This is a genomic window from Methylobacterium longum (assembly GCF_022179385.1).
Lineage (GTDB): Bacteria > Pseudomonadota > Alphaproteobacteria > Rhizobiales > Beijerinckiaceae > Methylobacterium > Methylobacterium longum.
Genome location: NZ_BPQS01000003.1, coordinates 58047 through 83867, shown reverse-complemented (window position 1 = coordinate 83867; position 25821 = coordinate 58047). Strand labels below are relative to the sequence as shown.

Below are 25821 nucleotides of genomic sequence, written 5' to 3'. Positions count from 1 at the left end.
GACGCGACACGCGGGCGACAGGGGTCATTTGCCCAGCTGTCGGTGAGGCACGATCCGGCTCGGGCGGGATCGGGAGCATGGCGTCTTTACCGCGTCCTGCGGTCGTTAAGATCCGATTTACCGTAAGGCGCGAGGTAACGGGCTCGGTACGCCACGGGGGAGGAACATGGCGGGTTTGGCGAGGTCAACGCGGCGACGCCGGCGCTGCCACCGCCGCGATCTCGCGGCCGCGCTCGTCCTGCTCATCCTGACGCTGGCGACCGCCGTCGCGCAGGAGCCTCTGTTCATCCGCATCCGGCCCCTGCCGGACGCCGAGGCGGCGCGTGTGGCCCGGGAGTCGCTCTGGGCGCGGCGGCAGGCCCATGCCCGAACGGTCATCGAATCCGTCTGCCGCGGCTGCCTGGGCGCCTGGAAGCCCGAACCGGCATCGGCATCCGCACCGCCCCTCGCCACCGCGGAGGATCGGATCGCGAACCTCACGGTCCGGATAGGGGTTGAACTCGACCCCGGCTCCGGGGCATCCGAACAGCATCCCGATCCGTCGATCTCCGAGAGGCATCCATGACTCAATCGCATCCGACGAGCGGCGCCGAGCCCGAAGTCGATTGCCCCGTCAGCCTCGAGGTCCTGGGCTCCGTCTACCGGGCCGACGAGTTCGATCTGCCGCTGATCCTGGAGGAGATCCCGCCGCTGAAGCGCGCACAGCTCGCCGCCTACCTCTACGGTAAGAGCCACATGCATAAGCTCGGGCTGAAGGTTGCGCGCTCCTGCGACCGCGACGACCTGATCCGCGTGGCGGGCGAGATCGGCTCGGTGATCCACGGGCAGGCACATCTGAAGCCGGCGCGGCCGGTGCCGGAGGCAGCCCCGCAGCTTCGCGCCAAGACGCCTCCCGGCCAGAAGAAGGTCAGTCTCGCCGGCGCCGCGCCGAAGCCCGCGATCAGCCTCGGCGGCTCGGCCAAGGTCCGCAACTTCGACTGAGATCTCGCGGGTCACGGCCTTCCGTCGCCGGCGCATCGGAGTCACCCGCGGCGGCGGGCACCGAGAGACTCTCGCGCGCGTGCGCGACCGGCCCGAGGGCGCCGCCACGGCTTCCGCGGCGCACCCGCCCCGTCCCCCAATGGGGCCGCGCGCGGCAAGCCGGTGAACTTTGGCGCGTGACTTGCGCCGCGATCCCCAGCCCGCGCCGGACCCGCGCGTTGCACGCGCCGCGGCCATCGGATAATCGCCCGCGATGAACACCGACCACGACAAGATCCTGATCGTCGATTTCGGCTCTCAGGTGACGCAGCTCATCGCCCGTCGCGTACGGGAAGAAGGCGTGTATTGCGAGATCGTGCCCTTCACGAAAGCGGAGGCCGCGTTCCGCGAGCAGAAGCCCAAGGGCGTCATCCTCTCCGGCGGGCCCGAATCGGTCACCGTCGAGGCCTCGCCCAGGGCGCCGCAGCTCGTGTTCGATTCGGGCGTGCCGGTCTTCGGCATCTGCTACGGCCAGCAGACCATGGCGGCCCAGCTCGGCGGCGCCGTCGAGGGCGGCCATCACGCGGAATTCGGCCGGGCCGAGGTTGAGATCCTGGCGGACTGTCCGTTGTTCAACGGGGTCTGGCACAAGGGCGAGAAATACCCGGTCTGGATGAGCCACGGCGATCGGGTGACCAAGCTGCCCGACGGCTTCACCACCGTGGCGATCTCCAAGAACGCGCCCTTCGCGGCGGTGGCCGACGAGGCCCGCAACTACTACGCGGTGCAATTCCACCCGGAGGTGGCGCACACGCCGCACGGCGCCCTGCTGATCCGCAACTTCGTGCGCGACGTCTCCGGCTGTTCCGGCGACTGGACGATGGGCGCCTATCGCGAGGAGGCCATCGCCAAGATCCGGGAGCAGGTCGGCACGGAGAAGGTGATCTGCGGCCTGTCGGGCGGCGTCGATTCCGCGGTGGCGGCAGTGCTGATCCACGAGGCGATCGGCGATCAGCTGACCTGCGTGTTCGTCGACCACGGCCTCCTGCGCCTCGGCGAGGCCGAGCAGGTCGTGGCCCTGTTCCGCGACCACTACAACATCCCGCTGGTCCACGTGGAAGCCTCGGGCATGTTCCTCTCGGCGCTCGAAGGCGTGTCGGACCCGGAGGTCAAGCGGAAGACGATCGGCCGCCTGTTCATTGACGTGTTCGAAGCGGAGTCGAAGAAAATCGGCGGCGCGAAGTTCCTCGCGCAGGGTACGCTCTACCCGGACGTGATCGAGAGCGTGTCGTTCACCGGCGGCCCGTCGGTGACGATCAAGAGCCACCACAATGTCGGCGGACTGCCCGAGCGCATGAACATGAAGCTCGTGGAGCCGCTCCGCGAGCTGTTCAAGGACGAGGTCCGGGTGCTCGGCAAGGAACTCGGCCTGCCCGAAGCCTTCGTCGGCCGCCATCCCTTCCCGGGGCCGGGCCTGGCGATCCGCTGCCCCGGGACGATCACCGCCGAGAAGCTGGAGGCCCTGCGCAAGGCCGACGCGATCTACCTCGACGAGATCCGCCAGGCCGGCCTCTACGACACGATCTGGCAGGCCTTCGCGGTGATTCTGCCTGTGAAGACCGTGGGCGTGATGGGCGATGGGCGCACCTACGACCACGTCTGCGCGCTCCGGGCCGTGACATCGGTGGACGGCATGACGGCCGACTTCTACCCGTTCGACATGGCCTTCCTGGGTCGGGTCGCGACCCGGATCATCAACGAGGTGAAGGGCATCAACCGGGTGACCTACGACATCACCTCGAAGCCGCCAGGCACGATCGAGTGGGAGTGAGCGGCCCGGATTGAAGCCCTGGCGATCGGAGCCGTGACGGCGGGGCGCGATCCGGGGCGAGGCCCGTCCGGAACCTCAGCGCCCGCACAACGCCGGCTCGAGGGCCTTCAAAGCCGGCCGGAACGCCGCGAGGTGCAGCCCGTCGCGGAGCGCGCCCGGCTTGGCGTAGCCCGTGTCGCCATCGCGCAGATCCGCGAACGGATCCGCGAAGGTGCAGCCCAGCCGTCCGCAGAGCTTCTCCAGCCGCCGTGAATAATCCGGCACCGCGCCCGCATCCACGAGCGTGCCGATCTCCCGTCCGACCGGGGGGAGGGCGGTCACGACCACCCGTGCGCTCAGGCTCTGGAGCCGCTTGACGATCGCCTCGGTTGCGGCCTCGAACTGCTCGGTCGGCTTGTGCAATTGGGGATTGTTCTTGACCAGGATATCGTTGGTGCCGATCGTCAGCGCCGCGATCCGGGGATGGACCTTGAAGGTGAGGCGCCCGAGATAGTCGCTGTAGCTGGCGGCCGTGGCGCCGCTGACGCCGCCGCTGAGAAAATCCAGCCCGCAGGGCCGCTGGCTGCCGGGCTGCAGCTCCACCTGCGAGTCGCCGGCCCAGAACACGTAGTCGGGCGGCGCCTCGTCGAGGCTGACCTGGACGGCGATGAGGCGCATCTCCGCGTAGGCCCGCGCGTCGGTCCCGGGCCGGTGCAGGCGCCATCCGGCGACGCCGCCGAGGGCGAGCAGCACCACGCCAGCCAGGATGAGCACGGCGACACGTTTCACGAAACCGCCCCGGCGCGATCGACGAGCGCGTCGGGCCGCGCGTCCGTCGACGCGTAGTAGGGCTTGATGTCGAGGAGCGGCGTGCCGTCGAGGCAGTCGAGGCCGCGCACCCGCAGGCTATTCGACTCCCGGCCGATCAACTCCACCACCGACAGGGCGATCGGGTTCGGCCGCGCGGGCGAACGCAGCGAGAAGGTGCCGCGTGGCCCATCGGCGTGGCGCGGCTGCTGCACCACGAGGCCGCGGGTCGCCCGGTCCATCCAGTAGAGCAGGATCAGGTGCGTGCAGCCCGTGACATTGCGCAGGCCGGGCGCGAAGGTCGGATCGACCTCGACGGTGCAGAGCGCGTCGGTTTGCAACCCGTTCTTCGGACATGCAGAGCGGGATTGCCAGGGCGTGCGCAGGCGCCCGATGAAGTGGAGGCCGGCGTCGAAGGTCGGCGGCAGGGTCGCCATCTCCTCACCGGGACGGATCCCGAACTCGTCCGCGCTCATGCGTCCTCGCTGTGCTCCGGCCGGCTTGTCGGCCAAGCGCCCGAGGCCGGCAAGCCCGCATCTCGCCCCGCCGCGGGCGTCGGTGTAGAGCCGGACCAGGATCGGAGGTGCCATGATCGAGCGGGAATTGCGGCCGATGCAGGCGGTGGCGGATGCCAAGACCGCCATCGACCGCTTGGTGGAACTCTACGACGACGCGGCCGGTGCCCTGCGGCGCGCCCTGGAGCGCTACCTCGCCGGCGGCCCGCCCCCCGACGCCACCGAGCGCTTGGCGTTCCGCTATCCCGAGCTGCGCATCAGCTACCGCCCCGAAGGGCCGCTGCCGCGGGTCCGGCGGGCCACCGCCAAGCTTCAGGCCGCTGGCACCTACGCCACGACGGTGACCCATCCGGCTTTCTTTCGGGACTATCTTTCCCGCCAGCTGGGGCCGCTCATCGCCGATTACGGGATCAGCCTGGAGGTCGGCCTCAGCGCGCAGGAGATCCCCTATCCCTACGTTCTGGAAACCGGCCTCGACGCCCGCGGCCGGGCGGTCGACGGCGCCGATCTCGCCACTTATTTTCCGGTGCCGCTCCTGTCGCTCGTCGGGGACGAGATCGCCGACGGCACCTTCGACCAGCCGGCGGGCGAGCCGCTGCCCCTCGCGCTGTTCGACGCCGTGCGGGTCGACTACTCGCTCCGGCGACTGGTCCACTACACGGGTTGCGACTGGCGCGACGTTCAGCCCTGGATCCTGCTGACCAACTATCATCGCTACGTGGACCAGTTCGTCCGCCACGGCCTTGAGCGGCTCGCCTCCGGTGAGGAAGGCTTCGAGCGGCTGGTCCTGCCGGGCGGGGTCTCGGTCAGCCGGGCCGAAGCGGCGAGCGCCGATCCGGCGGCGGTGATCGCGGCCTCACCCTGGCACCGCCATCAGATGCCGGCCTATCACCTCGTCGCCCGGGGTACGGACGGAACCCATCAGGGCACGACCCTGGTCAACATCGGCGTCGGTCCCTCGAACGCGAAGACCATCACCGATCACCTCGCGGTTCTGCGCCCCGATTGCTGGCTGATGGTCGGGCATTGCGGCGGCCTGCGGCAATCCCAAACCATCGGCGACTACGTCCTGGCGCACGCCTATCTCCGCCGCGACCGCATCCTCGACGAGTTGGTGCCGCCGGACGTACCGGTGCCGGCCCTCGCGGAGGTCCAGGTCGCGCTGCAGAATGCCGCCGCCCTCGTCACTGGAGAGCAGGCCGACGCCCTCAAGCGGCGGCTGCGCACCGGCACGGTGGTGACCTACGACGATCGCAATTGGGAGTTGCGCTTCAGCCAGGAGCGTCGGCGGATCAACCAGTCCCGCGCCGTTGCGGTCGACATGGAGAGCGGCACCGTGGCGGCGCAGGGCTTCCGCCTGCGGGTCCCTTACGGGGCGCTGCTCTGCGTCTCCGACAAGCCGCTCCACGGCGAGATCAAGCTGCCCGGCGCCGCCAACGCCTTCTACGACCGGGCGGTCTCGGAGCATTTGCGGGTCGGGCTCGCGGCGCTGGACTCGCTTCGCGCCGATCGGCAGGGGCTGCACTCGCGGAAGCTGCGGAGCTTCGACGAGCCGCCGTTCCGATAGCCGGGATCGGCCCAGCCATCACGGGACAATCGTCCCGGCGACCGGCTGGACCTTGGCCGCGCCCTGGCCGAGGTCGAGACTCTTGTGCTCATGCGGGCCGATACCGCGAGCAGCGCTCCGAGCTTCGAGCTGTCCCGGGAGGAATCTTGCCGCTGGATCGATGGTGCCGGCGGCGGCCGTGGCCCGCCCGCCGGATCGCGCGAACGATGTTGCGGTGGCGAGAATCGGGGCGGCGCGGACGCCTGCAAAACCGGACACGAAGCTTGAGCGCCGCTTTTTCGAGAACGCCGACGCGCCGGCGTGGTGGCCAGGCCTTCGTCACGGGGCGGAAAGGATGACGATGAATGACTTCGAGCCGCAGGCAAAGCCGCGGCCTGCCTTCGTCGTTGACGAAGGCACCATCAAGAACATCCGAATTGCGAACGATTCCAGAGGGGCCACGATGCCGGAGGCCCACGTTCCAGGGTCGGTCGCGAGGGGCGCATGAGCGGGGGAGCGGTTATTCCGGTGACGGCGGTTCTCCTCGTGCTGTGCATGGGGCTGTGGGCGACCGCCCTGCTGCCCGAAGTCGTCACCGCCCTCGCGTTCTTCGGCCTGGCGATGCTGCTGCGTCTCGGCGGCGCCGGGACGATCTTCTCCGGCTTCTCGGCCTCCGCGTTCTGGCTGGTCCTCTCCGGGATGATCGTGGGTCAGGGCATGACCCGCACGGGACTGGGCGCCCGCATGGCACGGTCGCTCGCCGCGCGCCTGTCGGGCTCCTACGGTCGGTTCATCGCCGGGCTGGTGATGTTGAGCTTCCTCATCGCCTTCGTCATGCCGTCGAACCTCGGCCGCATCGCGCTGATGATCCCGATCACGCTGGCGCTGTGCGATGCGTACGGGCTGAAAGCCGGCCGGCCGGGGCGGACCGGCGCCGTTCTGGCGGTGGGCGTGGCGACGCCGATCCTGTCCGCGGCGATCCTGCCGGCCAACGTGCCGAACCTGGTCATGGCCGGCTCGGCGGAGCGCCTTCTCGGCCTGCACCTGTCTTACCTGTCCTACTTCGTGCTCCATGCGCCGGTCCTGGCGCTGGCGAAGGGCGCCATGCTGGTGGCCCTGATCGTGCGGTTGTTCCCGGACCGGCTCGCGGAAACCGCGCGGGGTCTGCCGACCCTGCCGCCGATCTCGGGTGCCGAGCGGCGCCTCGCGATCATCCTGGCCTGTACGCTCGCCCTCTGGATGACCGACAGCCTGCACGGCCTCGCCCCCGCCTGGGTCGGGCTCGCGGCCGCGGTGATCTGCCTGATGCCACGGATTGGCGTGCTTCCCGCTGAGGCGTTCCAGCAGGTCAATTTGCGGACATGCTTCTACATCGCGGCGCTGCTCGGTCTCGTGGCCCTGGTCAACGAGACCGGACTCGGCGAGCGGCTCGGGCACCTGATGCTGGCGGTCGCGCCCCTGGAGCCCGGTGCGGACGCGAAGAACTTTGCGATCCTGACCGGCCTCGGCACGGTTCTGACCCTGATGGTGACGGCCAACGGCGCTCCGGCGCTCTACACCGGCCTCACCGGCGAGATGACGGAGGCCAGTGGCCTGTCACCGTTGGCGGTCGTCTCGATACAGGTGATCGGCTACTCGACCCTATTCTTCCCCTACCAGGCGCCCCCGATCGTGTTCGCCAGCGAACTCGGCGGCATCCGCCTCCGGGATGCGACGCGGCTCACCTTGAGCTTCGGCGTGGTCTCGCTGCTGGTGGCGGTGCCGCTGGATTACGTCTGGTGGCGCATCCTGGGGCAACTGAAGTGACAGATTCCCAATAGTGTCGCGCCCGGTCCCACATTGCGTTGCAGCATGACGCATTGCGGCTTGCCCCGGCAGGCACTAGCGCTACCAGATTAGAGACGGTCCAGTTCGCCGCTGCGAGGCTTCAAAACGATGGCACCCACCGCACGCCCGACAGTGGCACAGCCCATGTCGCCGCATCTCCAGATCTATCGCTGGACCTGGACCATGGCGATGTCGGTGTTCCACCGCGTCACCGGCACGGCGCTCTACGGCGGAACTGCCCTCGTGGCGATCTGGCTGGTCGCCTTGGCTTCGGGCCCCGTGGCCTACTCTTACGTGGCCGGGTTCTTCGGTTCGCTGATCGGCCGGCTCATCCTGTTCGTCTACACGTGGATCCTCATGCACCACATGCTCGGTGGCCTGCGCCATCTGGCGTGGGATTTCGGGATCGGGTTCGATCGCGAAAAGCGCCTCGCCATGTCCCGCCTGACGCTGATCGGATCGACCGCGCTCACGATCGTCATCTGGGCGGTCGCCCTTCTGGTCCGCTGAGGAGGTCGGCATGGCCAAGGAACAGGTCCGCCAGGACACGAGCGTCTCGATCCGCACGCCCCGCGCCCGCGTCGCCGGTCTCGGCGTCGCCCATCACGGCGTCGGCCACTGGTGGCTGCAACGAATTACCGCAGTGACCAATACTGTGCTGATGCTGTCCTTCGTGGTCATCATCGCGAGGATGGCTGGCAAGGGATACGCGGACGCAGTCCACGTGGTCGCGAACCCTTTCGTTTCCATCATTCTCATTCTGGCATTCTTCTCGGTCACGCTCCACATGCGGATCGGCATGCAAGTGGTCATCGAGGATTACGTCCACGCGCAGGCGACCAAAATCGTCGCCGTGTTCGCCAACAACGTCTACGCGGTCCTGGTGGCCGTGGCGTGCGTCTACGCGGTCCTGCGCATCGGCTTCGGACAGCCGGCCTGAACCCGCCATCACCAATTTCGAGGAGCCGACCATGGCCGTCAACGGCACAAACGGCAGCGGGCCTGCCTACACGATCCACGATCACGCCTTCGACGTGGTGATCGTCGGCGCGGGCGGCGCGGGCCTGCGCGCCACGGTGGGCTGCTCGGAAGCGGGGCTGCGCACCGCCTGCATCACCAAGGTGTTCCCGACCCGCTCGCACACCGTCGCCGCACAGGGCGGCATCTCGGCCTCGCTCGGCAACATGGGCCCGGACGACTGGCGCTGGCACATGTACGACACCGTGAAGGGGTCGGACTGGCTCGGCGATCAGGACGCCATCGAGTACCTCGTCCGGAACGCGCCCGCGGCCGTCTACGAGCTGGAGCACTGGGGCGTGCCGTTCTCCCGCACGGAGGAGGGCAAGATCTACCAGCGCCCGTTCGGCGGCATGACCACCGATTACGGCAAGGGCACCGCGCAGCGGACCTGCGCGGCGGCCGACCGCACCGGCCACGCCATGCTGCACACCCTCTATGGGCAGGCGGTGAAGAACCAGACCGACTTCTTCATCGAGTACTTCGCCCTCGACCTGATCATGGACGAGGAGGGCCGCTGCCGCGGGGTCATCGCCCTCGACCAGGCCACGGGCGAGATCCACCGCTTCCGCGCCCAGATGACCATCCTGGCGACCGGCGGCTACGGCCGCGCCTACTTCTCGGCGACGTCCGCCCATACCTGCACGGGCGACGGCAACGCCATGGTTCTGCGCGCCGGCCTGCCGCTGCAGGACATGGAGTTCGTGCAGTTCCATCCGACCGGGATCTACGGAGCCGGCTGCCTGATCACGGAGGGGTCTCGCGGCGAGGGCGGCTACCTGACGAACTCGGAGGGCGAGCGCTTCATGGAGCGCTACGCCCCGTCGGCGAAGGATCTCGCCTCGCGCGACGTGGTCTCGCGCTCCATGACCATGGAGATCCGCGACGGCCGCGGCGTCGGCAAGGACAAGGACCACATCTACCTGCACCTCGACCACTTGGATCCGAAGATCCTGCACGAGCGCCTGCCCGGCATCTCGGAGAGCGCCAAGATCTTCGCGGGCGTCGACGTGACCAAGGAGCCGATCCCGGTCATCCCGACCGTGCACTACAACATGGGCGGCATCCCCACGAACTACCACGGCGAGGTGCTGACCCTGCGGGACGGCAACCCCGACACGGTCGTTCCGGGCCTGATGGCCATCGGCGAGGCGGCCTGCGTCTCCGTCCACGGCGCCAACCGCCTCGGCTCGAACTCGCTGATCGACCTCGTCGTGTTCGGTCGCGCCGCCGGCAAGCGCTGCGCCGAGATCGTCGAGCCGAACGGCCGGGCCATGGAACTGCCCAAGGGCGCCACCGACAAGGCCCTCGAGCGCCTCGACCGCTTCCGCTACGCCAACGGCTCCACCCCGACTGCGGAGCTCCGCGCCGAGATGCAGAAGACGATGCAGAACAACTGCGCCGTGTTCCGCACCGGCGAGGTCCTGGAGGAGGGCAAGGGCCTGATCCACAAGGTCTGGAACGCGTCCGCCGACGTGAAGATCACCGACCGTTCGCTGGTCTGGAACACCGATCTCCTGGAGACGCTGGAGTTCGACAACCTGATCGGACAGGCGGTGGTGACGATGGAATCGGCCGCCAACCGGAAGGAATCACGCGGTGCCCACGCCCGCGAGGACTTCCCCGACCGCGACGACAAGGACTGGATGAAGCACACCCTGTCCTGGCTCGACGAGGGACGGCAGCAGGTCAACATCGATTATCGCCCGGTGCACACCTATACGATGTCGAACGAGATCCAATACATCGAGCCTAAGGCCCGCGTGTACTGATCTGACTTACACATCTTGAGCGCGACGCAGGGCACGTCCCTGCGTTCGCCTTGTTCTGCTCTAGCGGAAGCCGCCGACAATCATGGCTCAGTTCAATCTTCCGAAGAACTCTCAGATCACGCAGGGTCGCTCCTGGCCGGCGCCCGCCGGCGCCAAGAGCCTGCAGACCTTCAAGATCTATCGCTGGAACCCGGACGACGGGGCCAATCCGCGGATCGACACCTATCAGGTCGACCGCGAGGATTGCGGGCCCATGGTCCTCGACGCGCTGCTGTGGATCAAGAACAAGGTCGATTCGACGCTGGTCTTCCGCCGCTCCTGCCGGGAGGGGATCTGCGGCTCCTGCGCGATGAACATCGAAGGGCAGAACGCGCTCGCCTGCACGATGGGCATCGACGAATGCAAGAGCCCGGACAACGCCCTGCCGGTCCTCACCCGCAAGGACAAGGACGGGGCGATCCGGATCTACCCGCTCCCCCACATGCCGGTCCTGAAGGACCTCGTTCCGGATCTCACGAACTTCTACGCGCAGCACGCTGCCATCGAGCCCTGGCTCCAGACCGAGACGCCGGCCCCCGAGAAGGAGTGGCGGCAGACCCCGCAGGACCGCTCGCGGCTCGACGGCCTCTACGAGTGCATCCTGTGCGCCTGCTGCAGCACCTCGTGCCCGAGCTACTGGTGGAACGGCGACAAGTTCCTCGGCCCGGCCGCTCTGCTCCAGGCCTATCGCTGGCTGATCGATTCCCGCGACGAGAACACCGGTCACCGTCTGGACGGGCTGCACGATCCCTTCCGGCTCTATCGCTGCCACACGATCATGAACTGCGCGAACACCTGCCCGAAGAACCTGAATCCGGCGAAGGCCATCGCCGAGATCAAGAAGATGATGGTCGAGCGCACGCTCTGATCCCGACCGGGATTCCGATCTGGTTCCCCGCCCGGTGAGGCCTCCCGGTCACACCGGGGAAGAAAGGCGGGTCGTCCGCACCGCTTTCGTGCGGTGAGGGAGCGAACGCCTTGCGGTCAGCGCATTTGAACCCGAGTCAGGCGGGAAGCGCGTCCGCGCTGCTCCCAGCCCGACTCGAAGTGGACCGATGCTGCGCCCGACTTTGCCGACATTCGCAGTCCTCTGCCTGAGCGCCACCCTCGGCGCCTGCGCGTCGAGTCGCCTGGACGCGCCGCGCACCCGCGCGCCGGCCCAGCAGGGCGCCTTGGACGCGGTGACGGCGATCCCGTCCGGGACCGTCACCGCCGCACCGCTGGCGCCGCCGCCCGGCGTGGCCGCGAGCCCGGACGCGCCGCCTCCCCCAGGAGCCCAGGCGGCACTCTCGCCGTCCACCCCGACCGTCATAGCCGAGCCGGTCGCGCCCCCGCCGCCGCCGCCGCCGGTCGTTGCGAGCGGACGCGCCTCGGTGGTCGGAACCTGGGATGCGCGGGACGCCACGGGCGCGAACTGCAAGGTCACGCTGTCGAGCGCCCCGGCCCTCGACCTGTACAAGGCCACGGCCTCGGGGTGCGCCAACAAGGATCTCGCCCGGGTCTCGGCCTGGGATTTCCGCGACGGTGAGGTCTACCTCTATCAGCCGGGCGGGTCGGTGGCGGCTCGCCTGCGGCAAGGTGGCGTCGGCCTGGACGGGGCGTTGACCAAGTCGGGCGCGGCGCTGGCCCTCAATCGCTAGGGCGGGCACGCCGCCCCTGCATGATACAGGGGCGGCTCGGTAAATCCGGCCGTGGCCCGCGACCCGTCGCGGTGATCGCCGCCGCGACCACTCCGCACGGTTGGCACGTGGCGGCCCGGGCTTACATCAGGGGCTCCCGCAGTCTCACACCCCCCGGCAGCATGTTCCTCGATTGGCTCGAGCGCCGAGTCGACCCGTTCGCGCCCTTCGACGAATCGCGGATGCCGCCCCGGTCGGTCATCGGTTTCGCGTGGTTCTACCTGCGTCCCATCCGCGTGGCGCTGGCGCTCCTGTTCGTCATCGCGATCGTCGCCGGCACGGTGGAGGCGTCTCTCTACCTCGTCATGCGCTGGTTCATCGACCTGCTCGGCACCGCCGACCGGGCGACGGTGCTGTCGGACCACGCGGTGGGGTTGGGCCTCGTGATCGGCCTGATCGCGGTGGTGCGACCACTCTCGATCTGGGCCCACGAAGTCCTGTCGAACCAGCTCGTCGTGCCGCAATCGACCAGCCAGATCCGGTGGCGGGCGCATCTCTACACGCTCGGCCACGCACTCTCGTATTTCCAGGGCGACTTCTCCGGCCGATTGGCGAACCGGGTCGTCCAAGTCGGCCCGGCGGTGCGCGAACTCGCCGTCGTCTTCATCGATACGCTCCTCTACGTGGCGATCTACGCCATCACCGCGGTCGGGCTGTTCGGGTCGATCTCCCCGTGGCTCGCCGTCCCGGTCCTCGTCTGGATCGCGGCCTATGCCGCCTTGACGACGTGGTTCGTGCCCCGGGCGCGGACGCGTTCCCACCGCACCGCCGACACACGCTCGACGCTCATCGGACGCATCGTCGACAGCTACACCAACATCCTGACGGTGAAGCTCTTCGCCCGCGACCGTGAGGAACGGGCCGCGGTCCGGGACGCGGTGGAGGTCCACACCGACGCTTACCTGCACCAGTTCCGGCTGGTCACCCTGACCACGAGCCTCCTCGGCATCCTAAACAGCGGCCTCCTGATCGCCACGGGCGCGGCGTGCCTCGTCCTCTGGCGCGACGGCGGCATGACGACCGGGGAAGCCTCCGCGGGTCTCGCCCTCGTCCTGCGCCTGATCGCCATGTCGGGATGGGTGATGCAGACGGTCCGCGGCGTGTTCGAGAATGTCGGCGTCGTTCAGGAAAGCATGCAGACGATGGCGCGGCCGCACGCGCTGGTCGACGCCCCGGACGCCCGGGAGATCGTCGTCTCGGGCGGCGAGATCCGCTTCGAGAACGTGGGCTTCCACTACGGACGCGGCGACGCCACCATCATCGAGGATTTCTCGCTGACAATCCGCTCGGGCGAGAAGGTGGGCCTGGTCGGCGTGAGCGGCGCGGGCAAGTCGACGCTCGCGAGCCTCCTCCTGCGTCTCTACGACGTCGAGAGCGGTCGGATCCTCGTGGACGGCCAGGACATCGCCACGGTCACGCAGACCTCCCTGCGCCAGGCCATCGCGATGGTCAGCCAGGACACGTCGCTGCTTCACCGGTCGATCCGTGACAACATCGCCTATGGGCGACCGGATGCCGACGAAGAAGCCATCGCTCGGGCGGCGCGGCTGGCCCATGCCGAGGCGTTCATCGCCGATCTCATCGACCACAAGGGTCGGCGCGGCTATGACGCCCAGGTCGGCGAGCGCGGCGTCAAATTGTCGGGCGGCCAGCGCCAGAGGATCGCCATCGCCCGGGTGATGCTCAAGGATGCACCGATTCTCATCCTGGACGAGGCGACCTCCGCACTCGACAGCCAGGTCGAGGCGGCGATCCAGGAATCCCTCGACATGCTGATGGCGGGCAAGACGGTGCTGGCCATCGCCCACCGTCTCTCGACGATCGCGGCCCTCGACCGGCTGGTCGTCATCGACCGCGGGCGGATCATCGAGCAGGGCACCCACGCCCAGCTGGTCGCCCGGGGCGGCGTCTATGCGGGCCTGTGGACCCGCCAGTCGGGCGGATTCCTGGGCGACGCCGCGGCGCGACTCGACAGCGCCGTGGCCTGATCGACCGAGGGCGGCAACAGAACGCGCCGATCCTGTTCCAACGCCGTCGCTGCGCTGCACACGGGTGCTTGACTCCGGGGCGGCAGACGGTCTCATTGCGCGCCTTAGAACGATAATGCTTTGATGTTGTCCCAGCCGGGACATCGAAGCAGGGCGCCTGCGGCCCTCACGCCGACGCATGGAGTTCCGAATCTTGGCGAATAACACTGCCGCCGCTGCCACTGCCCTCGGGCCGGATGGCAGCCGTCGCGATTTTCTGTTCCTGGCCACCGGTGCCGGCCTCGCGGTCGGCGCCGCGGCCGCAGCGTGGCCGCTCGTGTCGTCGATGGCGCCGGACGCCGAGACGATCGCGGCCGGTGCCCCGATCGAAGTCGATCTGACGCCCATCCAGGACGGTCAGATCGTCAACGTGTTCTGGCGCGGCAAGCTGATCTTCGTGCGCAAGCTGACCGCGAAGGAACTGACCGACATGAAGGCGGTCCCGCTGTCGGCCATGATCGATCCGGCCGCGTTCACGACGCGGGTTAAGAACGGCCACGACCAGTGGCTCGTGGTCTACGGCAACTGCACCCACCTGGGCTGCGTGCCGATCGGCCATCAGGGCAGCTTCGAGGGCTGGGCCTGCCCGTGCCACGGCTCGCAGTTCGACGCGGTGGGCCGGGTGCGCCATGGGCCGGCGCCCATCAACCTGCCGATCCCGCCTTACGCCTTCGAGACGGACAGCAAGATCCGGATCGGCGAAGGCGGCAAGGAAGCGGCCTGAGGAGGACGGAAGCATGAGCGGAACGGCCAGCACCTACGTCCCCAAGAGCCGCGTGGCCAAATGGTTCGAGGCGCGCCTGCCCATCGCCGGGCTGGTGCATTCGTCCTTCATTGCCTACCCGGTTCCTCGGAACCTCAACTACTTCTGGACCTTCGGCGCGATTCTCGCTGCCTTCCTGGGTATCCAGATCATCACCGGCGTGTGGCTGGCGATGCACTACGAGCCTTCGGCGACGGGAGCCTTCAACTCCGTCGAGAAGATCATGCGCGACGTCAACTACGGCTGGCTGCTGCGTTACGCGCACGCCAACGGCGCCTCGATGTTCTTCGTGGCCGTCTACGTCCACATGTTCCGCGCCCTGTATTACGGATCGTACAAGGCCCCGCGCGAGGTGCTCTACATCCTCGGCGTCGTCATCTACCTGCTGATGATGGCCACGGCGTTCCTCGGCTACACGCTGCCTTGGGGCCAGATGAGCTTCTGGGGTGCCACCGTCATCACCAACATCCTGGCGGCGATCCCCGTCGTGGGCGACACGATCCAGACCCTGCTGTGGGGCGGCTACTCGGTGGGCAACCCGACCGTGAACCGGTTCTTCTCGCTGCATTACCTGCTGCCGTGGATGATCGCCGGCGTCGTCGTGCTTCACGTCTGGGCCCTGCACGTCACCGGTCAGAACAACCCGGCTGGCATCCCGATCAAGTCGGGCAAGGACGCTGTGCCGTTCACCCCGTACGCCACGATCAAGGACGTGTTCGCCACCTGCGTGTTCATGATCCTGTTCGCGTGGTTCCTGTTCTACCAGCCGAACTACCTCGGACACGCCGACAACTACATCCAGGCGAACCCCGCGGTGACGCCGGCGCACATCGTGCCAGAATGGTACTTCCTGCCGTTCTACGCGATCCTGCGCGCGGTCCCGAGCAAGCTCGGCGGCGTCATCCTGATGTTCTCCGCGGTGCTTATCCTGGCGTTCGCACCGTGGCTGGACTGGTCCCGCGTCCGCTCCTGCAACTACCGGCCGATCTACCGCCAGTTCTTCTGGGCGTTCATCGGCGCGACGCTGCTGCTCGGGTGGCTCGGTTCGCAGCCGCCGGAAGGGGGCTACGTCCTGGCGTCGCAGATCTGCACGGCCTACTACTTCGCCCACTTCCTGATCGTCATGCCGCTCTGCGGCCTGTTCGAGACGCCCAAGAAGTTGCCGGGTTCGATCCTGGAGAGCGTGACCGGGCCGGGCAAGCAGGTGAGCGGATCCGGCATGCCGGCGGGTGCCGCCGCCGCACCGACCACCAAGGGCTGACGGGCTGACGACAGGACCATGATGATGACCCGTGTCCTCTCGACTGCCGCTGCGGCCGCCATGGCGGCCCTGCTGATCGGCACCGTGCCGGTCTCCGCCCAGGAAGGGCATGGCGGGCCGATCCCGGCCCGCGTGAACTGGAGCTTCGCCGGCACGTTCGGCCGGTTCGACACGGCACAGCTGCAGCGCGGCTTCCAGGTCTACAAGGAAGTCTGCTCCAGCTGCCACTCGATGAAGCTGGTCTCTTTCCGGAACCTCGCGCAGGACGGCGGGCCCGACTTCAGCGCCGCACAGGTCAAGGCCCTGGCCGCGACCTACCAAGTCAAGGACGGACCGAACGACGCCGGCGACATGTTCGAGCGGCCCGGCCGCCCGGCCGACAACTTCCCGCCGCCATTCCCGAACGATCAGGCTGCGGCGGCGGCCAATGGCGGCAAGGCGCCTCCGGACTTCTCGGTAATCGCCAAGGCCCGGACCTTCTCCCGCGGGTCGCTCTACTTCCTGACCGACTGGCTGCCGGTCGTCGGCTATTCAGAGCAGGGGCCGGACTACATCCACGCGCTGCTCAACGGCTACGAGGAAGCGCCGAAGGATTTCACGGTGCCGGATGGTGGGCACTACAACAAGTACTATCCCGGCCACATCATCGCGATGCCTCCGCCGATCACCGACGGTCAGGTCACCTATCCGAAGAACGATCAGGGTCAGCCGGTCGTGCCCGAGACGGTCGACCAGTACGGCAAGGACGTGGCGGCCTTCCTGATGTGGGCGGCCGAGCCGCACATGATGGACCGCAAGGCGCTCGGCTTCCGGGTGATCCTGTTCCTGATCATCCTGTCGGGGCTGCTGTACTACGTGAAGAAGAAGGTCTGGGCCGATGTCGGCGGCGAGGTGCACGGCCTCCAGCCGGAGCTGCACAAGACGTTCTGAGCGCGGAGACGGGTTGCGCGATGCCATGGGCCTCCCTCGGGAGGCCCATCTTTTTTGGGCTCCGGGGGCGTGCTACCGGTCGCCGCCCGGCGATCGGTCGGGGGACGGCGGGTCGGTCGCGATAACACCCTCATAAGAAATCGCCCGCGCGGTCCCCGGAGCCCTCGGCGTTCGAGGTCTCGGCTACGCGCCGGCGCCTCAGGGTGAGGGGGTGGCAGGAACGGGCGGCCTCCTGGTGCGCGGCGCGACGACGAGGAAAACGAAATGACGGCAGCGGTGCTCGGCGTGATGGGCGGGTCGGGCGTGTACGACCTGCCGGGGCTCGCGGACGTGCGCGAAGAGCGCGTCGCCTCGCCGTGGGGCGAACCGTCCGACGCCCTGCGCACCGGGCGGATCGGTGACACCAGGGTCGTGTTCCTGGCCCGGCACGGCCGCGGCCATCGTTACGCGCCGTCGGGCATCAACTACCGCGCCAACATCGACGCCATGAAGCGGGCCGGCGTGACGGACCTCGTCTCGCTCTCCGCTTGCGGATCGTTCCGCGAGGATCTGCCGCCGGGCCTCTTCGTCCTCATCGACCAGTTCGTCGACCGCACGCACGGACGGGCCTCCTCGTTCTTCGGCGATGGCTGCGTGGCCCACGTCTCGCTGGCCCATCCGGTCGGACCGGGACTCCAGGCGCGCATCGCGTCCGCCGCGAAAGCCGAGGACATCGCCGTCCACCGGGGCGGTACCTACGTCTGCATGGACGGGCCGCAATTTTCCTCGCTCGCCGAATCGCGGGCCTACAAGGCGCAGGGCTTCGACGTGATCGGCATGACCAACATGCCCGAGGCTAAACTCGCCCGCGAGGCGGAGATCACCTACGCCACCATCGCCATGGTGACCGATTACGATTGCTGGCATCCGGGACACGACGCTGTAGACGTCGCCGCCGTCGTCGCGGTCGCCCGCGCGAATGCCGACAAGGCGGCCCGGCTGGTGGCGCGGCTGGCCCGGGATTTCCCGGCGGAGCGCGAGCCGTGCCCGGCGGGCTCCCACCGGGCGCTCGACGGAGCGATCATGACGGCGCCCGCCGTCCGCGACGCCGCGCTCCTGGCCAAGCTCGACGCCGTGGCGGGGCGGGTGCTGAACGGATAGGGCGCAGCCCTTTCCATTCGGCCGGGACTCCCTCTAGAAGGCGCGAGCGGCCGCGGCCGCCCTCGATGCGAAGTCCGACAATATGCGCAGCGCCACCATCACGCGGAAGACCGCCGAAACCGATATCGCGGTCACCGTGTCCCTCGACGGCACCGGCCGGTCGAACATCGCCACCGGGATCGGCTTCCTCGATCACATGCTCGATCTGCTGGCGCGCCACGCCCTGTTCGATCTGGACGTCAAGGTCGATGGCGACCTGCATATCGACCAGCACCATTCCGCCGAGGATTGCGGTATCGCTCTGGGGCAGGCCTTCGCGAAGGCGCTCGGCGACAAGCGCGGCGTGACGCGCTACGCCGACATCCACCTGCCGATGGACGAGGCGCTGACCCGGGTCTGCGTCGACATTTCCGGTCGGCCGTTCCTGGTCTTCCGCACCTCCTTCCGCGTGGAGAAGATCGGGAACTTCGACACCGAACTGGTGCGCGAGTGGTTCCAGGCCTTCGCCATGAATGCCGGCCTGACCCTGCACGTCGAGACGCTGTACGGCGACAACGCCCATCACATCGCGGAGAGCTGCTTCAAGGGGCTGGCCCGCGCCTTGCGGCGGGCCGTGGCCGTCGATCCGCGCGAGGAGGGGCGCGTTCCCTCCACGAAGGGCTCCCTGTAGACCTGTCGTCGTCCCGCACCGGCCGGCCCTTCGGCCGTCCGGAGTGCTCAGCCGGAGTCCCACGATGCGGATGCGCAGCTACACGCTCCACCTGCCCACGGAGGCGCGGCCGGGCGAGGCGATCGGCCTCGACCGGGCCGTGCTGGTGCCGGACGGCTTCTCCTGGGCGGCCTTCGCCTACACGGTGCTGTGGTTCCTCTTCCATCGCCTTTGGGTCGCGGCGCTGATCGTGCTGGTCGCCCTCGTCGCCCTCGCCGGTGCCGGCATCGCGCTCGGCTTGTCCACCGGCGCCGGCCTGATCGCCTCTCTCCTGGCCGCGTGGCTGATCGGCCTCGAGGCGTCGAGCCTCCGCCGCTGGACCTTGGCGCGACGTGGCTGGCCGGCGCGCGACGCCGTCACTGCCGCAAGCCGCGAAGAGGCCGAGTTCCGGGCGCTCAATCGCTGGCTCGGTGCAAGCGCCGGAACGCCGCGTTCCCCGTTCCCGAGCGGTCCGAGCCGGCGTTCGGAGCCGGTGATCGGCCTGTTCCCCGCCCAGGAAGGCGCACGATGAGTTCACGGGCGAGACGAGCATGAGCGCCGAGACCGTCGCGATCATCGATTACGGGTCGGGCAATCTCCATTCCGCCGCCAAGGCCTTCGAGCGCGCCGCTCGCGAGAGCGGCTGCGACGCGCGGATCCGCTTAACCTCCGAGCCGGAGGTCGTGGCGTCGGCCGATCGCGTCGTCCTGCCGGGCGTGGGGGCGTACGCGGATTGCCGCCGCGGGCTTGACGCGGTGCCCGGCATGGTCGAGGCGATGACGCACGCTGCCCACGGGGCCGGACGACCCTTCCTGGGGATCTGCGTGGGGATGCAGCTGCTGGCCAGCCGCGGCCTGGAATACACGACCACCCCCGGTCTCGGCTGGATCCCCGGAGATGTCGGGCCGATCCGGCCTTCGGACCCGGCCCTCAAGGTTCCCCACATGGGATGGAACACCCTGCGGGCCGAGCGCGACCACGCGCTCCTTGCCGGGATCCCGACCGGCGAGGACGGCTCGCACGCCTATTTCGTGCACAGTTACGCGCTGACCGCCGAGCGCCCGGACGACGTGGTGGCGCGCGCCGAGTACGGCGGGCCGGTCACGGCCCTCGTCGCGCGGGACAACATCGCCGGGACCCAGTTCCACCCCGAGAAAAGTCAGCGTCTGGGCCTCGCGCTCATCGCCAATTTCCTGAACTGGCGGCCCTGAGGGCGGCTCCGCTTCGGCAAGAAGGACTGTAACGCCCGTGATCCTGTACCCGGCGATCGACCTGAAAGAGGGGCGTTACGTCCGCCTCATCCAGGGGGACATGGCGCAGGCCAAGGTCTTCGGCGACGATCCGGCCGCCCAGGCTGCCATCTTCGAGGCGCAGGGCTTCCCCTGGCTCCACGTGGTCGATCTCGACGGCGCCTTCGCGGGCGCGCCGCGGAACGCGGAGGCCGTGGACGCGATCCTCGCGCGGGTGGGGATCCCGGTCCAGCTCGGCGGCGGCATCCGCGAGATGAAGACACTGGAGGGCTGGCTGGGCAAGGGCGTCGCCCGGGCGATCATCGGCACCGCGGCGGTGCGCGATCCCGGCTTCGTCCGGGAGGCGGCCCGAAAGTATCCCGGTAAGATCGCGGTCGGGATCGACGCCAAGGACGGCCGCGTCGCGGTCGAGGGTTGGGCCCAGACCTCCAGCATGACGGCGGAGGAGCTGGGACGCCGGTTCGAGGACGCGGGTGTCGCGGCCATCATCTACACCGACATCGCCCGCGACGGGATCCTGAAGGGGCTCAACGTCGAGATGACCCTGGCCCTCGCCCAGGCCGTGCGCATCCCGGTGATCGCATCGGGCGGCCTCGCCTCGATCGACGACGTGCACCGACTGCTGCAGCCGGATTGCGCCCTGATCGCAGGCGCGATCACGGGCCGGGCGCTCTACGACGGCCGCATCGACCCGGAGGCGGCCCTGGCGGCGATCGCTGCGGCGCGCGGCCCGGCAGCGTGATATCTCCAGAGGCTCGCGACATGAGACGCCGCCCGTGCTGAAGATCCGCATCATTCCCTGCCTCGACGTGAAGGACGGGCGCGTCGTGAAGGGCGTGCGTTTCGAGGGCCTGCGCGATGCTGGCGATCCCGTCGAGGCCGCCAAGGTCTACGACGCGGCCGGCGCCGACGAACTCTGCTTCCTCGATATCACCGCGAGCCGCGAGGCCCGCGGCACCCTGCTGGACATCGTCAGCCGCACCGCCGAGGCCTGCTTCATGCCCCTCACCGTCGGCGGGGGCGTGCGCACCGTCGAGGACGTGCGCGCGCTGCTGCTCGCCGGCGCCGACAAGGTCGCGATCAACACCGCGGCCGTGAAGGATCCCGACCTCGTAGCCAGGGCCGCCGAGAAGTTCGGCGCCCAGTGCATCGTCGTGGCGATCGATGCCAAGCGCGTTGCGCCGCCCGGTGCTCCGGCGGCGTGGGAGATCTTCACCCATGGCGGCCGCGATCCGACGGGGATCGACGCCGTCGCGTTCGCGCGGCTGGTCGCCGGGAAGGGCGCGGGCGAACTGCTGGTCACCTCCATGGACAAGGACGGGACCCGCTCCGGCTACGACCTCGCCCTGACGCGGGCGATCAGCGACGCCGTCACCGTGCCGGTGATCGCCTCGGGCGGGGTCGGCGGCCTCGACGACCTCGTGGCCGGCGTGGCCGAGGGCGGCGCGAGCGCGGTGCTGGCGGCCTCCATCTTCCATTTCGGGCAGGCAAGCGTCGCCGAGGCGAAGGCGCACATGGCGGCGGCCGGCCTCGCCATGCGCCTCGACGGCCCGGCCTCTTCCGCGAGGGCGCCCCTGTGAGCAGCTACCTTCTCACGAACGCCAACCTGCTCGATCCCGCGACCGGCCGTGAGACCGCCGGCGCGGTGCTGGTGCGGGACGGCCGCATCGCCGACATCGCCGCCGGTGCGGCCCCGGGCGCCCCGGACGAGGCGAAGCGGGTGGACTGCACAGGCCGCGTGCTGACCCCGGGGCTGATCGACATGCGCGCCTTCGTGGGCGAACCGGGGGCGGAGCACCGCGAGACCCTCGCCTCGGCGAGCGCAGCAGCGGCCGCGGGCGGCGTCACGACGCTGGTGTGCATGCCCGACACGAACCCGGTGATCGACGGGCCGGCCATCGTCGATTTCGTGCTCCGCCGAGCGCGCGATACCGCCTGCGTCAACGTTCTCCCCGCCGCCGCCATCACCAAGGGCTTGGCCGGCAGGGAGATGACCGAGTTCGGCCTGCTCAAGGAAGCCGGCGCCGTCGCCTTCACCGATGGCCTGCGCGCGGTGTCGAATGCCCAGGTGCTTCGGCGTGCCCTGACCTATGCCCGGGATTTCGACGCCCTGATCATGCAGCATGTCGAGGATCCGGACTTGGTGTCCGAAGGCGTGATGAACGAGGGCGAGCTCGCCTCACGCCTCGGCCTGATGGGCATCCCCCGCGAGGCCGAGACCGTGATGCTGGAGCGCGACATCCGCCTCGTCCGGCTGACCGGCGCCCGCTACCACGCGGCGATGATTTCCTGTGCCGATTCGGTCGAGATCGTCCGCCGCGCCAAGCAGGACGGCCTGCCGGTGACCTGCGGTGTCTCGGTGAACAACCTCGTTCTCAACGAGAACGACATCGGCCATTATCGCACCTTCTGCCGGCTCTCGCCGCCCCTGCGTCACGAGACCGACCGGCACGCGGTGGTGAGCGCCCTCGACGAGGGCGTGGTCGACGTGGTCGTATCCGATCACAACCCGCAGGATGTGGAGACCAAGCGTCTGCCCTTCGCCGAAGCGGCGGACGGGGCGCTGGGCATCGAGACCCTGCTCGGAGCCGCGATGCGCCTCGTCCATACCGGCGACCTCGCGCTGTCCAAGCTCGTCGCGGCGCTCACCGTGAACCCGGCGCGAATCCTCGGCCGCGCGGCCGGACGGCTGGCGGTCGGCGCCCCCGCCGACTTGGTCCTGATCGATCCCGATCTGCCCTACGTCCTCGACAAGCGCCGCCTGAAGTCGCGCTCGAAGAACTCGCCGTTCGACGAGGCGCGTCTCCAGGGGGCGGCGGTACTGACGCTGGTGGGCGGCCGGATCGTGCACGCGGCCGACGATCTCGCGGCGGCCGCATGATGCCCCCGGATCTCGCGACGCCGGCCGCGCTGGGCGGTCTCGCCCTCGGCTACGCCCTCGGCTCCATCCCGTTCGGCCTGATCCTGACCAAGTTTGCCGGCCTCGGGGACGTGCGGGCGATCGGCTCGGGCAATATCGGCGCCACCAACGTGCTGCGCACGGGCCGGAAAGGTCTCGCCGCCGCGACACTCCTGGGCGACGCCTTGAAGGGCACCGCCGCCGTCCTGATCGCGCGGCAGATGGGCGAGGGCGCTGCCCTGGCCGCGGGATTCGGGGCCTTCCTCGGGCACCTCTTCCCGGTCTGGCTCGGCTTCAAGGGCGGCAAGGGCGTCGCGACATTCATCGGCGTGCTCCTCGCCTTCAGCCCTCCGGCTCTGGGCCTTTTCGCGGCGATCTGGCTCGGTCTGGCCTTCGCGCTCAAGTATTCCTCGCTCGCCGCTCTGGCCGCGTCGGCGGCGACGCCGCTGGCCCTGTGGGCGCTCGGCGCCCCGGCGCAAGCGTTGCTGTTTCTCCTCCTCGGCCTGCTGCTATGGTGGAAGCACGCCCCCAACATCCGCCGACTCGCATCGGGCAAGGAGGGGCGTATCGGCCAGAAGGGCTGAGCACGCGCGGCGCGCAGGCCTCGGGGGATGGTGCATGCAGCTCACCGACGCCCAACGGCTCGACTGGCTGCGTCTGATCCGGACGGAGGGCGTCGGCCCGCGCAGCTTCCGTGCCCTCATCAACCGCTTCGGTGGCGCTGCGGCGGCCCTCGAGGCCCTGCCCGCCCTCGCGCGGCGCCAGGGCAGGCCGGCCGTGTTGTTCACGCAGGCGCAGGCTGAGGACGAGGTCGCCGCCCTGGACCGCATCGGCGGTCGCCTGATCGCCGCCGGCGAGGTGGATTATCCCCGCCTGCTGCACCGGACCGATGCCGCGCCTCCGCTCCTGGCACTGCGCGGCGCACCGATCCTGAACAGGCCGGCGGTGGCCGTGGTCGGTTCCCGCAACGCCTCGACCGCCGGCCTCGCCTTCGCGGAGCGGCTGACCCGCGGTCTCGGCGAATCGGGGCTCACGATCGTTTCGGGCCTCGCCCGGGGTATCGACGTGCGGGCGCACAGGGCGAGCCTCAGCACCGGCACGGTCGCCGTCATGGCCGGCGGGCAGGACCGGATCTACCCGGCGAGCCACGCCGCGCTGGTCGACGCGATCCTCGGGGAGGGCGGGGCCGTGCTGGCCGAGATGCCGATGGGCTGGGAGCCGCGCGGGCGGGATTTTCCCCGGCGCAACCGCATCATCTCCGGTCTGTCCTACGGAACAATCGTCGTCGAGGCGGCGCGGCGCTCCGGCTCCCTCATCACGGCGCGCTTCGCCCTGGACCAGAATCGTGAGGTCTTCGCGGTTCCCGGGTCGCCGCTCGATCCCCGGGCGGAGGGCACCAACGACCTGATCCGCCAGGGCGCCACCCTCGTGTCCGACGTGTCCCACGTCCTCGACGTCCTCGGCCCGATCATCGAGGGCGGCCCGGAGGCCGAAGCCGCGCCGGCGCGGGGCGGGCCGGATCTCGCCGAGCAGCCCGACTTCTGGGACGAGATCGACCTCGACGCGTACTTGCCGAATTCCGCACCGCCTCACGCCCCCCGCGGGCGTCCCGATACCGCCACTGACGAGATCGGGTTCGACCCGCCCGAACCCGCGGATGACCGCGCGCGGATCATCGCTCTCCTGGGACCGTGCCCGGTCGGCACCGACGAATTGGCGCGGTGCGCTGGCGTCGGAGCCCGGGTCGTTCAATCCGTCCTTCTGGAGTTGGAATTGGACGGCCGGATCGAGCGGCACGGAAGCGGGACGGTTTCCCTGGTCAGTCGGTGAGCGGATCCGCGTCGGCGTCTCGGTCGGCAAGGTGGCGCATGACGTCGAGACAGCCTTGCAGGATGTAGGCGGCGGCAAGCTTGTCGACGAGTTCGCCACGCCGAGCCCGGGACGCATCGGCCTCGATCAGCGCGCGCGTCACCACGGCGGTCGACAGGCGCTCATCGAAGAAGACATGGGGCAGCGGCAGGATCGGCGCGAGGTTGCGGACAAACGCGCGGGTCGATTGGACCCGCGGCCCCTCGCTCCCGTCCATGTTCAGCGGCAAGCCGACCACGAGACCACCGACGGCGTGCTGTCGGCATAGGGTGGCGAGCCGTTGTGCGTCCGGCGTGAACTTCACCCGTCGGATCGTTTCGAGGGGCGTCGCGATCTGGCGTCCCAGGTCGGACAGGGCGAGCCCGATCGTCTTGGTGCCGAGATCGATGCCGATCAGCCGCGCTCCACCCCGGGAGGCCGTAACGAAGGCGCGGATCGCGTCGTGATTCATGGTGCGATCTGCGCGCTTCGAGCCAGGGTGGCCTCGGAGAAGCCGTCGAACCGGGCGGGGAGGGGATCGCCGCCCGGTCCGAGGACGAGGGCGGCCGACGGTGCCATAGCGCGTGTGAAGAAGTCGGTGAGGCTCTCGCCGCCGAACCGAACCGCCTCCAAGTCGGGGGCGAGCACCCAGATATCGTACTCGGGGCCGGAACCGGACACGTCCCAGAACAGGAAGCTCCCATCCTCGCCCGCACCGAAGAAGCAGGCGCGCTCGATGACGCTCGGATCGTCGCCGTCGACGTCGAAGCGATGGGGGTTGGGCTCATCCTGCAGCATCCGCACGGCCGCGCCGACGCTGTGGGCGATGACACCGGCCTGGTTGACCAGATCGACCGCCTCGAACGCCGCCGGAACCGCGATCCGGAACTGCGCGCCCGCGAGTCCGACCCCGCAGCTTTTGCAGAAGCCGCGATAGGAGTCCGGCAACGCGAAATCCAGCGCAGCGGCCGCCTGCTCCAGCGCCGCGTCATCCGCCGTCAAACCCGGCGACAGGCTGGTGAAGATCTGCTCCCACATCGGTC

General features: G+C 69.2%; 28 protein-coding genes. 24 read left to right on the top strand and 4 right to left on the bottom strand.

Annotated elements, in window-relative coordinates:
* Positions 1-166 precede the first annotated feature (166 nt).
* From MFF58_RS03815 to guaA, 3 genes are all read left to right on the top strand, one after another.
* Positions 167-565 (top strand): hypothetical protein, encoded by a 399-nt coding sequence (locus tag MFF58_RS03815; RefSeq protein WP_238285472.1) that lies wholly within the window; start codon positions 167-169, stop codon positions 563-565.
* Complete coding sequence (locus MFF58_RS03810) at positions 562-981, top strand: hypothetical protein (protein ID WP_238285470.1); 420 nt, start codon at positions 562-564, stop codon at positions 979-981. Before MFF58_RS03815 ends, MFF58_RS03810 begins: the two co-directional genes overlap by 4 nt.
* Positions 982-1234: 253 nt before the next feature.
* A complete protein-coding gene (gene guaA, locus MFF58_RS03805) occupies positions 1235-2791 on the top strand; it encodes a glutamine-hydrolyzing GMP synthase (protein ID WP_238285468.1) in 1557 nt (518 codons plus the stop codon).
* 75 nt (positions 2792-2866) lie between these two features.
* Here guaA and MFF58_RS03800 read toward each other — a convergent pair whose 3' ends face one another.
* Both MFF58_RS03800 and tsaA read right to left on the bottom strand, forming a co-directional pair.
* Positions 2867-3559 (bottom strand): SGNH/GDSL hydrolase family protein, encoded by a 693-nt coding sequence (locus MFF58_RS03800; RefSeq protein WP_238285466.1) that lies wholly within the window; start codon positions 3557-3559, stop codon positions 2867-2869.
* On the bottom strand, positions 3556-4053 hold the full coding sequence (tsaA, locus tag MFF58_RS03795; RefSeq protein WP_238285464.1) for a tRNA (N6-threonylcarbamoyladenosine(37)-N6)-methyltransferase TrmO: 498 nt from the start codon (positions 4051-4053) through the stop codon (positions 3556-3558). The genes MFF58_RS03800 and tsaA overlap by 4 nt, the downstream gene beginning before the upstream one ends.
* A gap of 112 nt (positions 4054-4165) precedes the next feature.
* Here tsaA and MFF58_RS03790 point away from each other — a divergent pair, with 112 nt between their 5' ends.
* The 21 genes from MFF58_RS03790 to dprA all read left to right on the top strand — a co-directional run bounded on the left by MFF58_RS03790 (position 4166) and on the right by dprA (position 24760).
* Positions 4166-5659, top strand: coding sequence for an AMP nucleosidase (locus MFF58_RS03790; RefSeq protein WP_238285462.1), 1494 nt, complete (start codon positions 4166-4168; stop codon positions 5657-5659).
* A gap of 178 nt (positions 5660-5837) precedes the next feature.
* Entirely contained in the window at positions 5838-6146 is a 309-nt protein-coding gene (locus tag MFF58_RS03785) for a hypothetical protein (protein WP_238285460.1), read from the top strand.
* Positions 6143-7444 (top strand): SLC13 family permease, encoded by a 1302-nt coding sequence (locus MFF58_RS03780; RefSeq protein WP_238285459.1) that lies wholly within the window; start codon positions 6143-6145, stop codon positions 7442-7444. The genes MFF58_RS03785 and MFF58_RS03780 overlap by 4 nt, the downstream gene beginning before the upstream one ends.
* Before the next feature lie 129 nt (positions 7445-7573).
* Positions 7574-7975: a succinate dehydrogenase, cytochrome b556 subunit gene (gene sdhC, locus MFF58_RS03775; protein ID WP_238285457.1), complete on the top strand. Its 402-nt coding sequence runs from the start codon at positions 7574-7576 to the stop codon at positions 7973-7975.
* A gap of 10 nt (positions 7976-7985) precedes the next feature.
* Positions 7986-8405 (top strand): succinate dehydrogenase, hydrophobic membrane anchor protein, encoded by a 420-nt coding sequence (gene sdhD, locus MFF58_RS03770; RefSeq protein ID WP_238285456.1) that lies wholly within the window; start codon positions 7986-7988, stop codon positions 8403-8405.
* Positions 8406-8436: 31 nt separating this feature from the next.
* On the top strand, positions 8437-10254 hold the full coding sequence (gene sdhA / locus MFF58_RS03765) for a succinate dehydrogenase flavoprotein subunit (RefSeq protein ID WP_238285455.1): 1818 nt from the start codon (positions 8437-8439) through the stop codon (positions 10252-10254).
* An 82-nt stretch (positions 10255-10336) separates the two neighbouring features.
* The gene (locus tag MFF58_RS03760) at positions 10337-11161 is read left to right on the top strand and encodes a succinate dehydrogenase iron-sulfur subunit (RefSeq protein WP_238285454.1); all 825 of its coding nucleotides are present in this window, start codon (positions 10337-10339) and stop codon (positions 11159-11161) included.
* Positions 11162-11348: 187 nt separating this feature from the next.
* Positions 11349-11933, top strand: coding sequence for an AprI/Inh family metalloprotease inhibitor (locus MFF58_RS03755; RefSeq protein ID WP_238285453.1), 585 nt, complete (start codon positions 11349-11351; stop codon positions 11931-11933).
* Positions 11934-12094: 161 nt separating this feature from the next.
* A complete protein-coding gene (locus tag MFF58_RS03750; RefSeq protein ID WP_238285701.1) occupies positions 12095-13960 on the top strand; it encodes an ABC transporter ATP-binding protein in 1866 nt (621 codons plus the stop codon).
* A 178-nt stretch (positions 13961-14138) separates the two neighbouring features.
* The gene (gene petA, locus MFF58_RS03745; protein ID WP_243986929.1) at positions 14139-14723 is read left to right on the top strand and encodes a ubiquinol-cytochrome c reductase iron-sulfur subunit; all 585 of its coding nucleotides are present in this window, start codon (positions 14139-14141) and stop codon (positions 14721-14723) included.
* Positions 14724-14736: 13 nt separating this feature from the next.
* Positions 14737-16023 carry a cytochrome b gene (locus MFF58_RS03740; protein WP_238285451.1) on the top strand — a complete coding sequence of 429 codons (1287 nt, stop codon included), beginning with the start codon at positions 14737-14739 and terminating at the stop codon, positions 16021-16023.
* 18 nt (positions 16024-16041) lie between these two features.
* A complete protein-coding gene (locus tag MFF58_RS03735) occupies positions 16042-16953 on the top strand; it encodes a cytochrome c1 (RefSeq protein WP_238285450.1) in 912 nt (303 codons plus the stop codon).
* Positions 16954-17217: 264 nt separating this feature from the next.
* Positions 17218-18093: an S-methyl-5'-thioadenosine phosphorylase gene (locus MFF58_RS03730; protein ID WP_238285448.1), complete on the top strand. Its 876-nt coding sequence runs from the start codon at positions 17218-17220 to the stop codon at positions 18091-18093.
* A gap of 82 nt (positions 18094-18175) precedes the next feature.
* Positions 18176-18763: an imidazoleglycerol-phosphate dehydratase HisB gene (gene hisB / locus MFF58_RS03725; protein WP_238285446.1), complete on the top strand. Its 588-nt coding sequence runs from the start codon at positions 18176-18178 to the stop codon at positions 18761-18763.
* 70 nt (positions 18764-18833) lie between these two features.
* A complete protein-coding gene (locus MFF58_RS03720; protein ID WP_435404742.1) occupies positions 18834-19313 on the top strand; it encodes a DUF2628 domain-containing protein in 480 nt (159 codons plus the stop codon).
* 19 nt (positions 19314-19332) lie between these two features.
* Positions 19333-19992 (top strand): imidazole glycerol phosphate synthase subunit HisH, encoded by a 660-nt coding sequence (gene hisH / locus MFF58_RS03715; RefSeq protein ID WP_238285443.1) that lies wholly within the window; start codon positions 19333-19335, stop codon positions 19990-19992.
* A 37-nt stretch (positions 19993-20029) separates the two neighbouring features.
* On the top strand, positions 20030-20773 hold the full coding sequence (hisA, locus tag MFF58_RS03710) for a 1-(5-phosphoribosyl)-5-[(5-phosphoribosylamino)methylideneamino]imidazole-4-carboxamide isomerase (protein ID WP_238285442.1): 744 nt from the start codon (positions 20030-20032) through the stop codon (positions 20771-20773).
* Between the two features lie 34 nt (positions 20774-20807).
* Positions 20808-21611, top strand: coding sequence for an imidazole glycerol phosphate synthase subunit HisF (hisF, locus tag MFF58_RS03705; RefSeq protein ID WP_238285441.1), 804 nt, complete (start codon positions 20808-20810; stop codon positions 21609-21611).
* Complete coding sequence (locus tag MFF58_RS03700; RefSeq protein WP_238285440.1) at positions 21608-22912, top strand: dihydroorotase; 1305 nt, start codon at positions 21608-21610, stop codon at positions 22910-22912. Before hisF ends, MFF58_RS03700 begins: the two co-directional genes overlap by 4 nt.
* Positions 22912-23514: a glycerol-3-phosphate 1-O-acyltransferase PlsY gene (gene plsY, locus MFF58_RS03695; protein WP_238285700.1), complete on the top strand. Its 603-nt coding sequence runs from the start codon at positions 22912-22914 to the stop codon at positions 23512-23514. The genes MFF58_RS03700 and plsY overlap by 1 nt, the downstream gene beginning before the upstream one ends.
* A 34-nt stretch (positions 23515-23548) precedes the next feature.
* Positions 23549-24760: a DNA-processing protein DprA gene (dprA, locus tag MFF58_RS03690; protein WP_238285439.1), complete on the top strand. Its 1212-nt coding sequence runs from the start codon at positions 23549-23551 to the stop codon at positions 24758-24760.
* Here the strand turns inward: dprA and ruvX are convergent.
* Positions 24750-25250 (bottom strand): Holliday junction resolvase RuvX, encoded by a 501-nt coding sequence (gene ruvX / locus MFF58_RS03685; protein WP_238285438.1) that lies wholly within the window; start codon positions 25248-25250, stop codon positions 24750-24752. The genes dprA and ruvX overlap by 11 nt on opposite strands.
* Positions 25247-25816 carry an SMI1/KNR4 family protein gene (locus MFF58_RS03680; RefSeq protein WP_238285437.1) on the bottom strand — a complete coding sequence of 190 codons (570 nt, stop codon included), beginning with the start codon at positions 25814-25816 and terminating at the stop codon, positions 25247-25249. The genes ruvX and MFF58_RS03680 overlap by 4 nt, the downstream gene beginning before the upstream one ends.
* Positions 25817-25821 lie beyond the last annotated feature (5 nt).

What these genes read in the sequence shown, in the direction of transcription:
- ruvX (WP_238285438.1), bottom strand. Translation starts at nt 25,250, where the DNA reads ATGAATCACGACGCGATCCGCGCCTTCGTTACGGCCTCCCGGGGTGGA.
- MFF58_RS03750 (WP_238285701.1), top strand. Translation starts at nt 12,095, where the DNA reads ATGTTCCTCGATTGGCTCGAGCGCCGAGTCGACCCGTTCGCGCCCTTC.
- MFF58_RS03735 (WP_238285450.1), top strand. Translation starts at nt 16,042, where the DNA reads ATGATGATGACCCGTGTCCTCTCGACTGCCGCTGCGGCCGCCATGGCG.
- MFF58_RS03790 (WP_238285462.1), top strand. Translation starts at nt 4,166, where the DNA reads ATGATCGAGCGGGAATTGCGGCCGATGCAGGCGGTGGCGGATGCCAAG.
- hisH (WP_238285443.1), top strand. Translation starts at nt 19,333, where the DNA reads ATGAGCGCCGAGACCGTCGCGATCATCGATTACGGGTCGGGCAATCTC.
- MFF58_RS03815 (WP_238285472.1), top strand. Translation starts at nt 167, where the DNA reads ATGGCGGGTTTGGCGAGGTCAACGCGGCGACGCCGGCGCTGCCACCGC.
- sdhA (WP_238285455.1), top strand. Translation starts at nt 8,437, where the DNA reads ATGGCCGTCAACGGCACAAACGGCAGCGGGCCTGCCTACACGATCCAC.
- guaA (WP_238285468.1), top strand. Translation starts at nt 1,235, where the DNA reads ATGAACACCGACCACGACAAGATCCTGATCGTCGATTTCGGCTCTCAG.
- sdhD (WP_238285456.1), top strand. Translation starts at nt 7,986, where the DNA reads ATGGCCAAGGAACAGGTCCGCCAGGACACGAGCGTCTCGATCCGCACG.
- MFF58_RS03810 (WP_238285470.1), top strand. Translation starts at nt 562, where the DNA reads ATGACTCAATCGCATCCGACGAGCGGCGCCGAGCCCGAAGTCGATTGC.
- sdhC (WP_238285457.1), top strand. Translation starts at nt 7,574, where the DNA reads ATGGCACCCACCGCACGCCCGACAGTGGCACAGCCCATGTCGCCGCAT.
- tsaA (WP_238285464.1), bottom strand. Translation starts at nt 4,053, where the DNA reads ATGAGCGCGGACGAGTTCGGGATCCGTCCCGGTGAGGAGATGGCGACC.
- MFF58_RS03720 (WP_435404742.1), top strand. Translation starts at nt 18,834, where the DNA reads ATGCGCAGCTACACGCTCCACCTGCCCACGGAGGCGCGGCCGGGCGAG.
- hisB (WP_238285446.1), top strand. Translation starts at nt 18,176, where the DNA reads ATGCGCAGCGCCACCATCACGCGGAAGACCGCCGAAACCGATATCGCG.
- petA (WP_243986929.1), top strand. Translation starts at nt 14,139, where the DNA reads ATGGAGTTCCGAATCTTGGCGAATAACACTGCCGCCGCTGCCACTGCC.
- MFF58_RS03755 (WP_238285453.1), top strand. Translation starts at nt 11,349, where the DNA reads ATGCTGCGCCCGACTTTGCCGACATTCGCAGTCCTCTGCCTGAGCGCC.
- MFF58_RS03680 (WP_238285437.1), bottom strand. Translation starts at nt 25,816, where the DNA reads ATGTGGGAGCAGATCTTCACCAGCCTGTCGCCGGGTTTGACGGCGGAT.
- MFF58_RS03740 (WP_238285451.1), top strand. Translation starts at nt 14,737, where the DNA reads ATGAGCGGAACGGCCAGCACCTACGTCCCCAAGAGCCGCGTGGCCAAA.
- MFF58_RS03780 (WP_238285459.1), top strand. Translation starts at nt 6,143, where the DNA reads ATGAGCGGGGGAGCGGTTATTCCGGTGACGGCGGTTCTCCTCGTGCTG.
- MFF58_RS03730 (WP_238285448.1), top strand. Translation starts at nt 17,218, where the DNA reads ATGACGGCAGCGGTGCTCGGCGTGATGGGCGGGTCGGGCGTGTACGAC.
- MFF58_RS03760 (WP_238285454.1), top strand. Translation starts at nt 10,337, where the DNA reads ATGGCTCAGTTCAATCTTCCGAAGAACTCTCAGATCACGCAGGGTCGC.
- plsY (WP_238285700.1), top strand. Translation starts at nt 22,912, where the DNA reads ATGCCCCCGGATCTCGCGACGCCGGCCGCGCTGGGCGGTCTCGCCCTC.
- dprA (WP_238285439.1), top strand. Translation starts at nt 23,549, where the DNA reads ATGCAGCTCACCGACGCCCAACGGCTCGACTGGCTGCGTCTGATCCGG.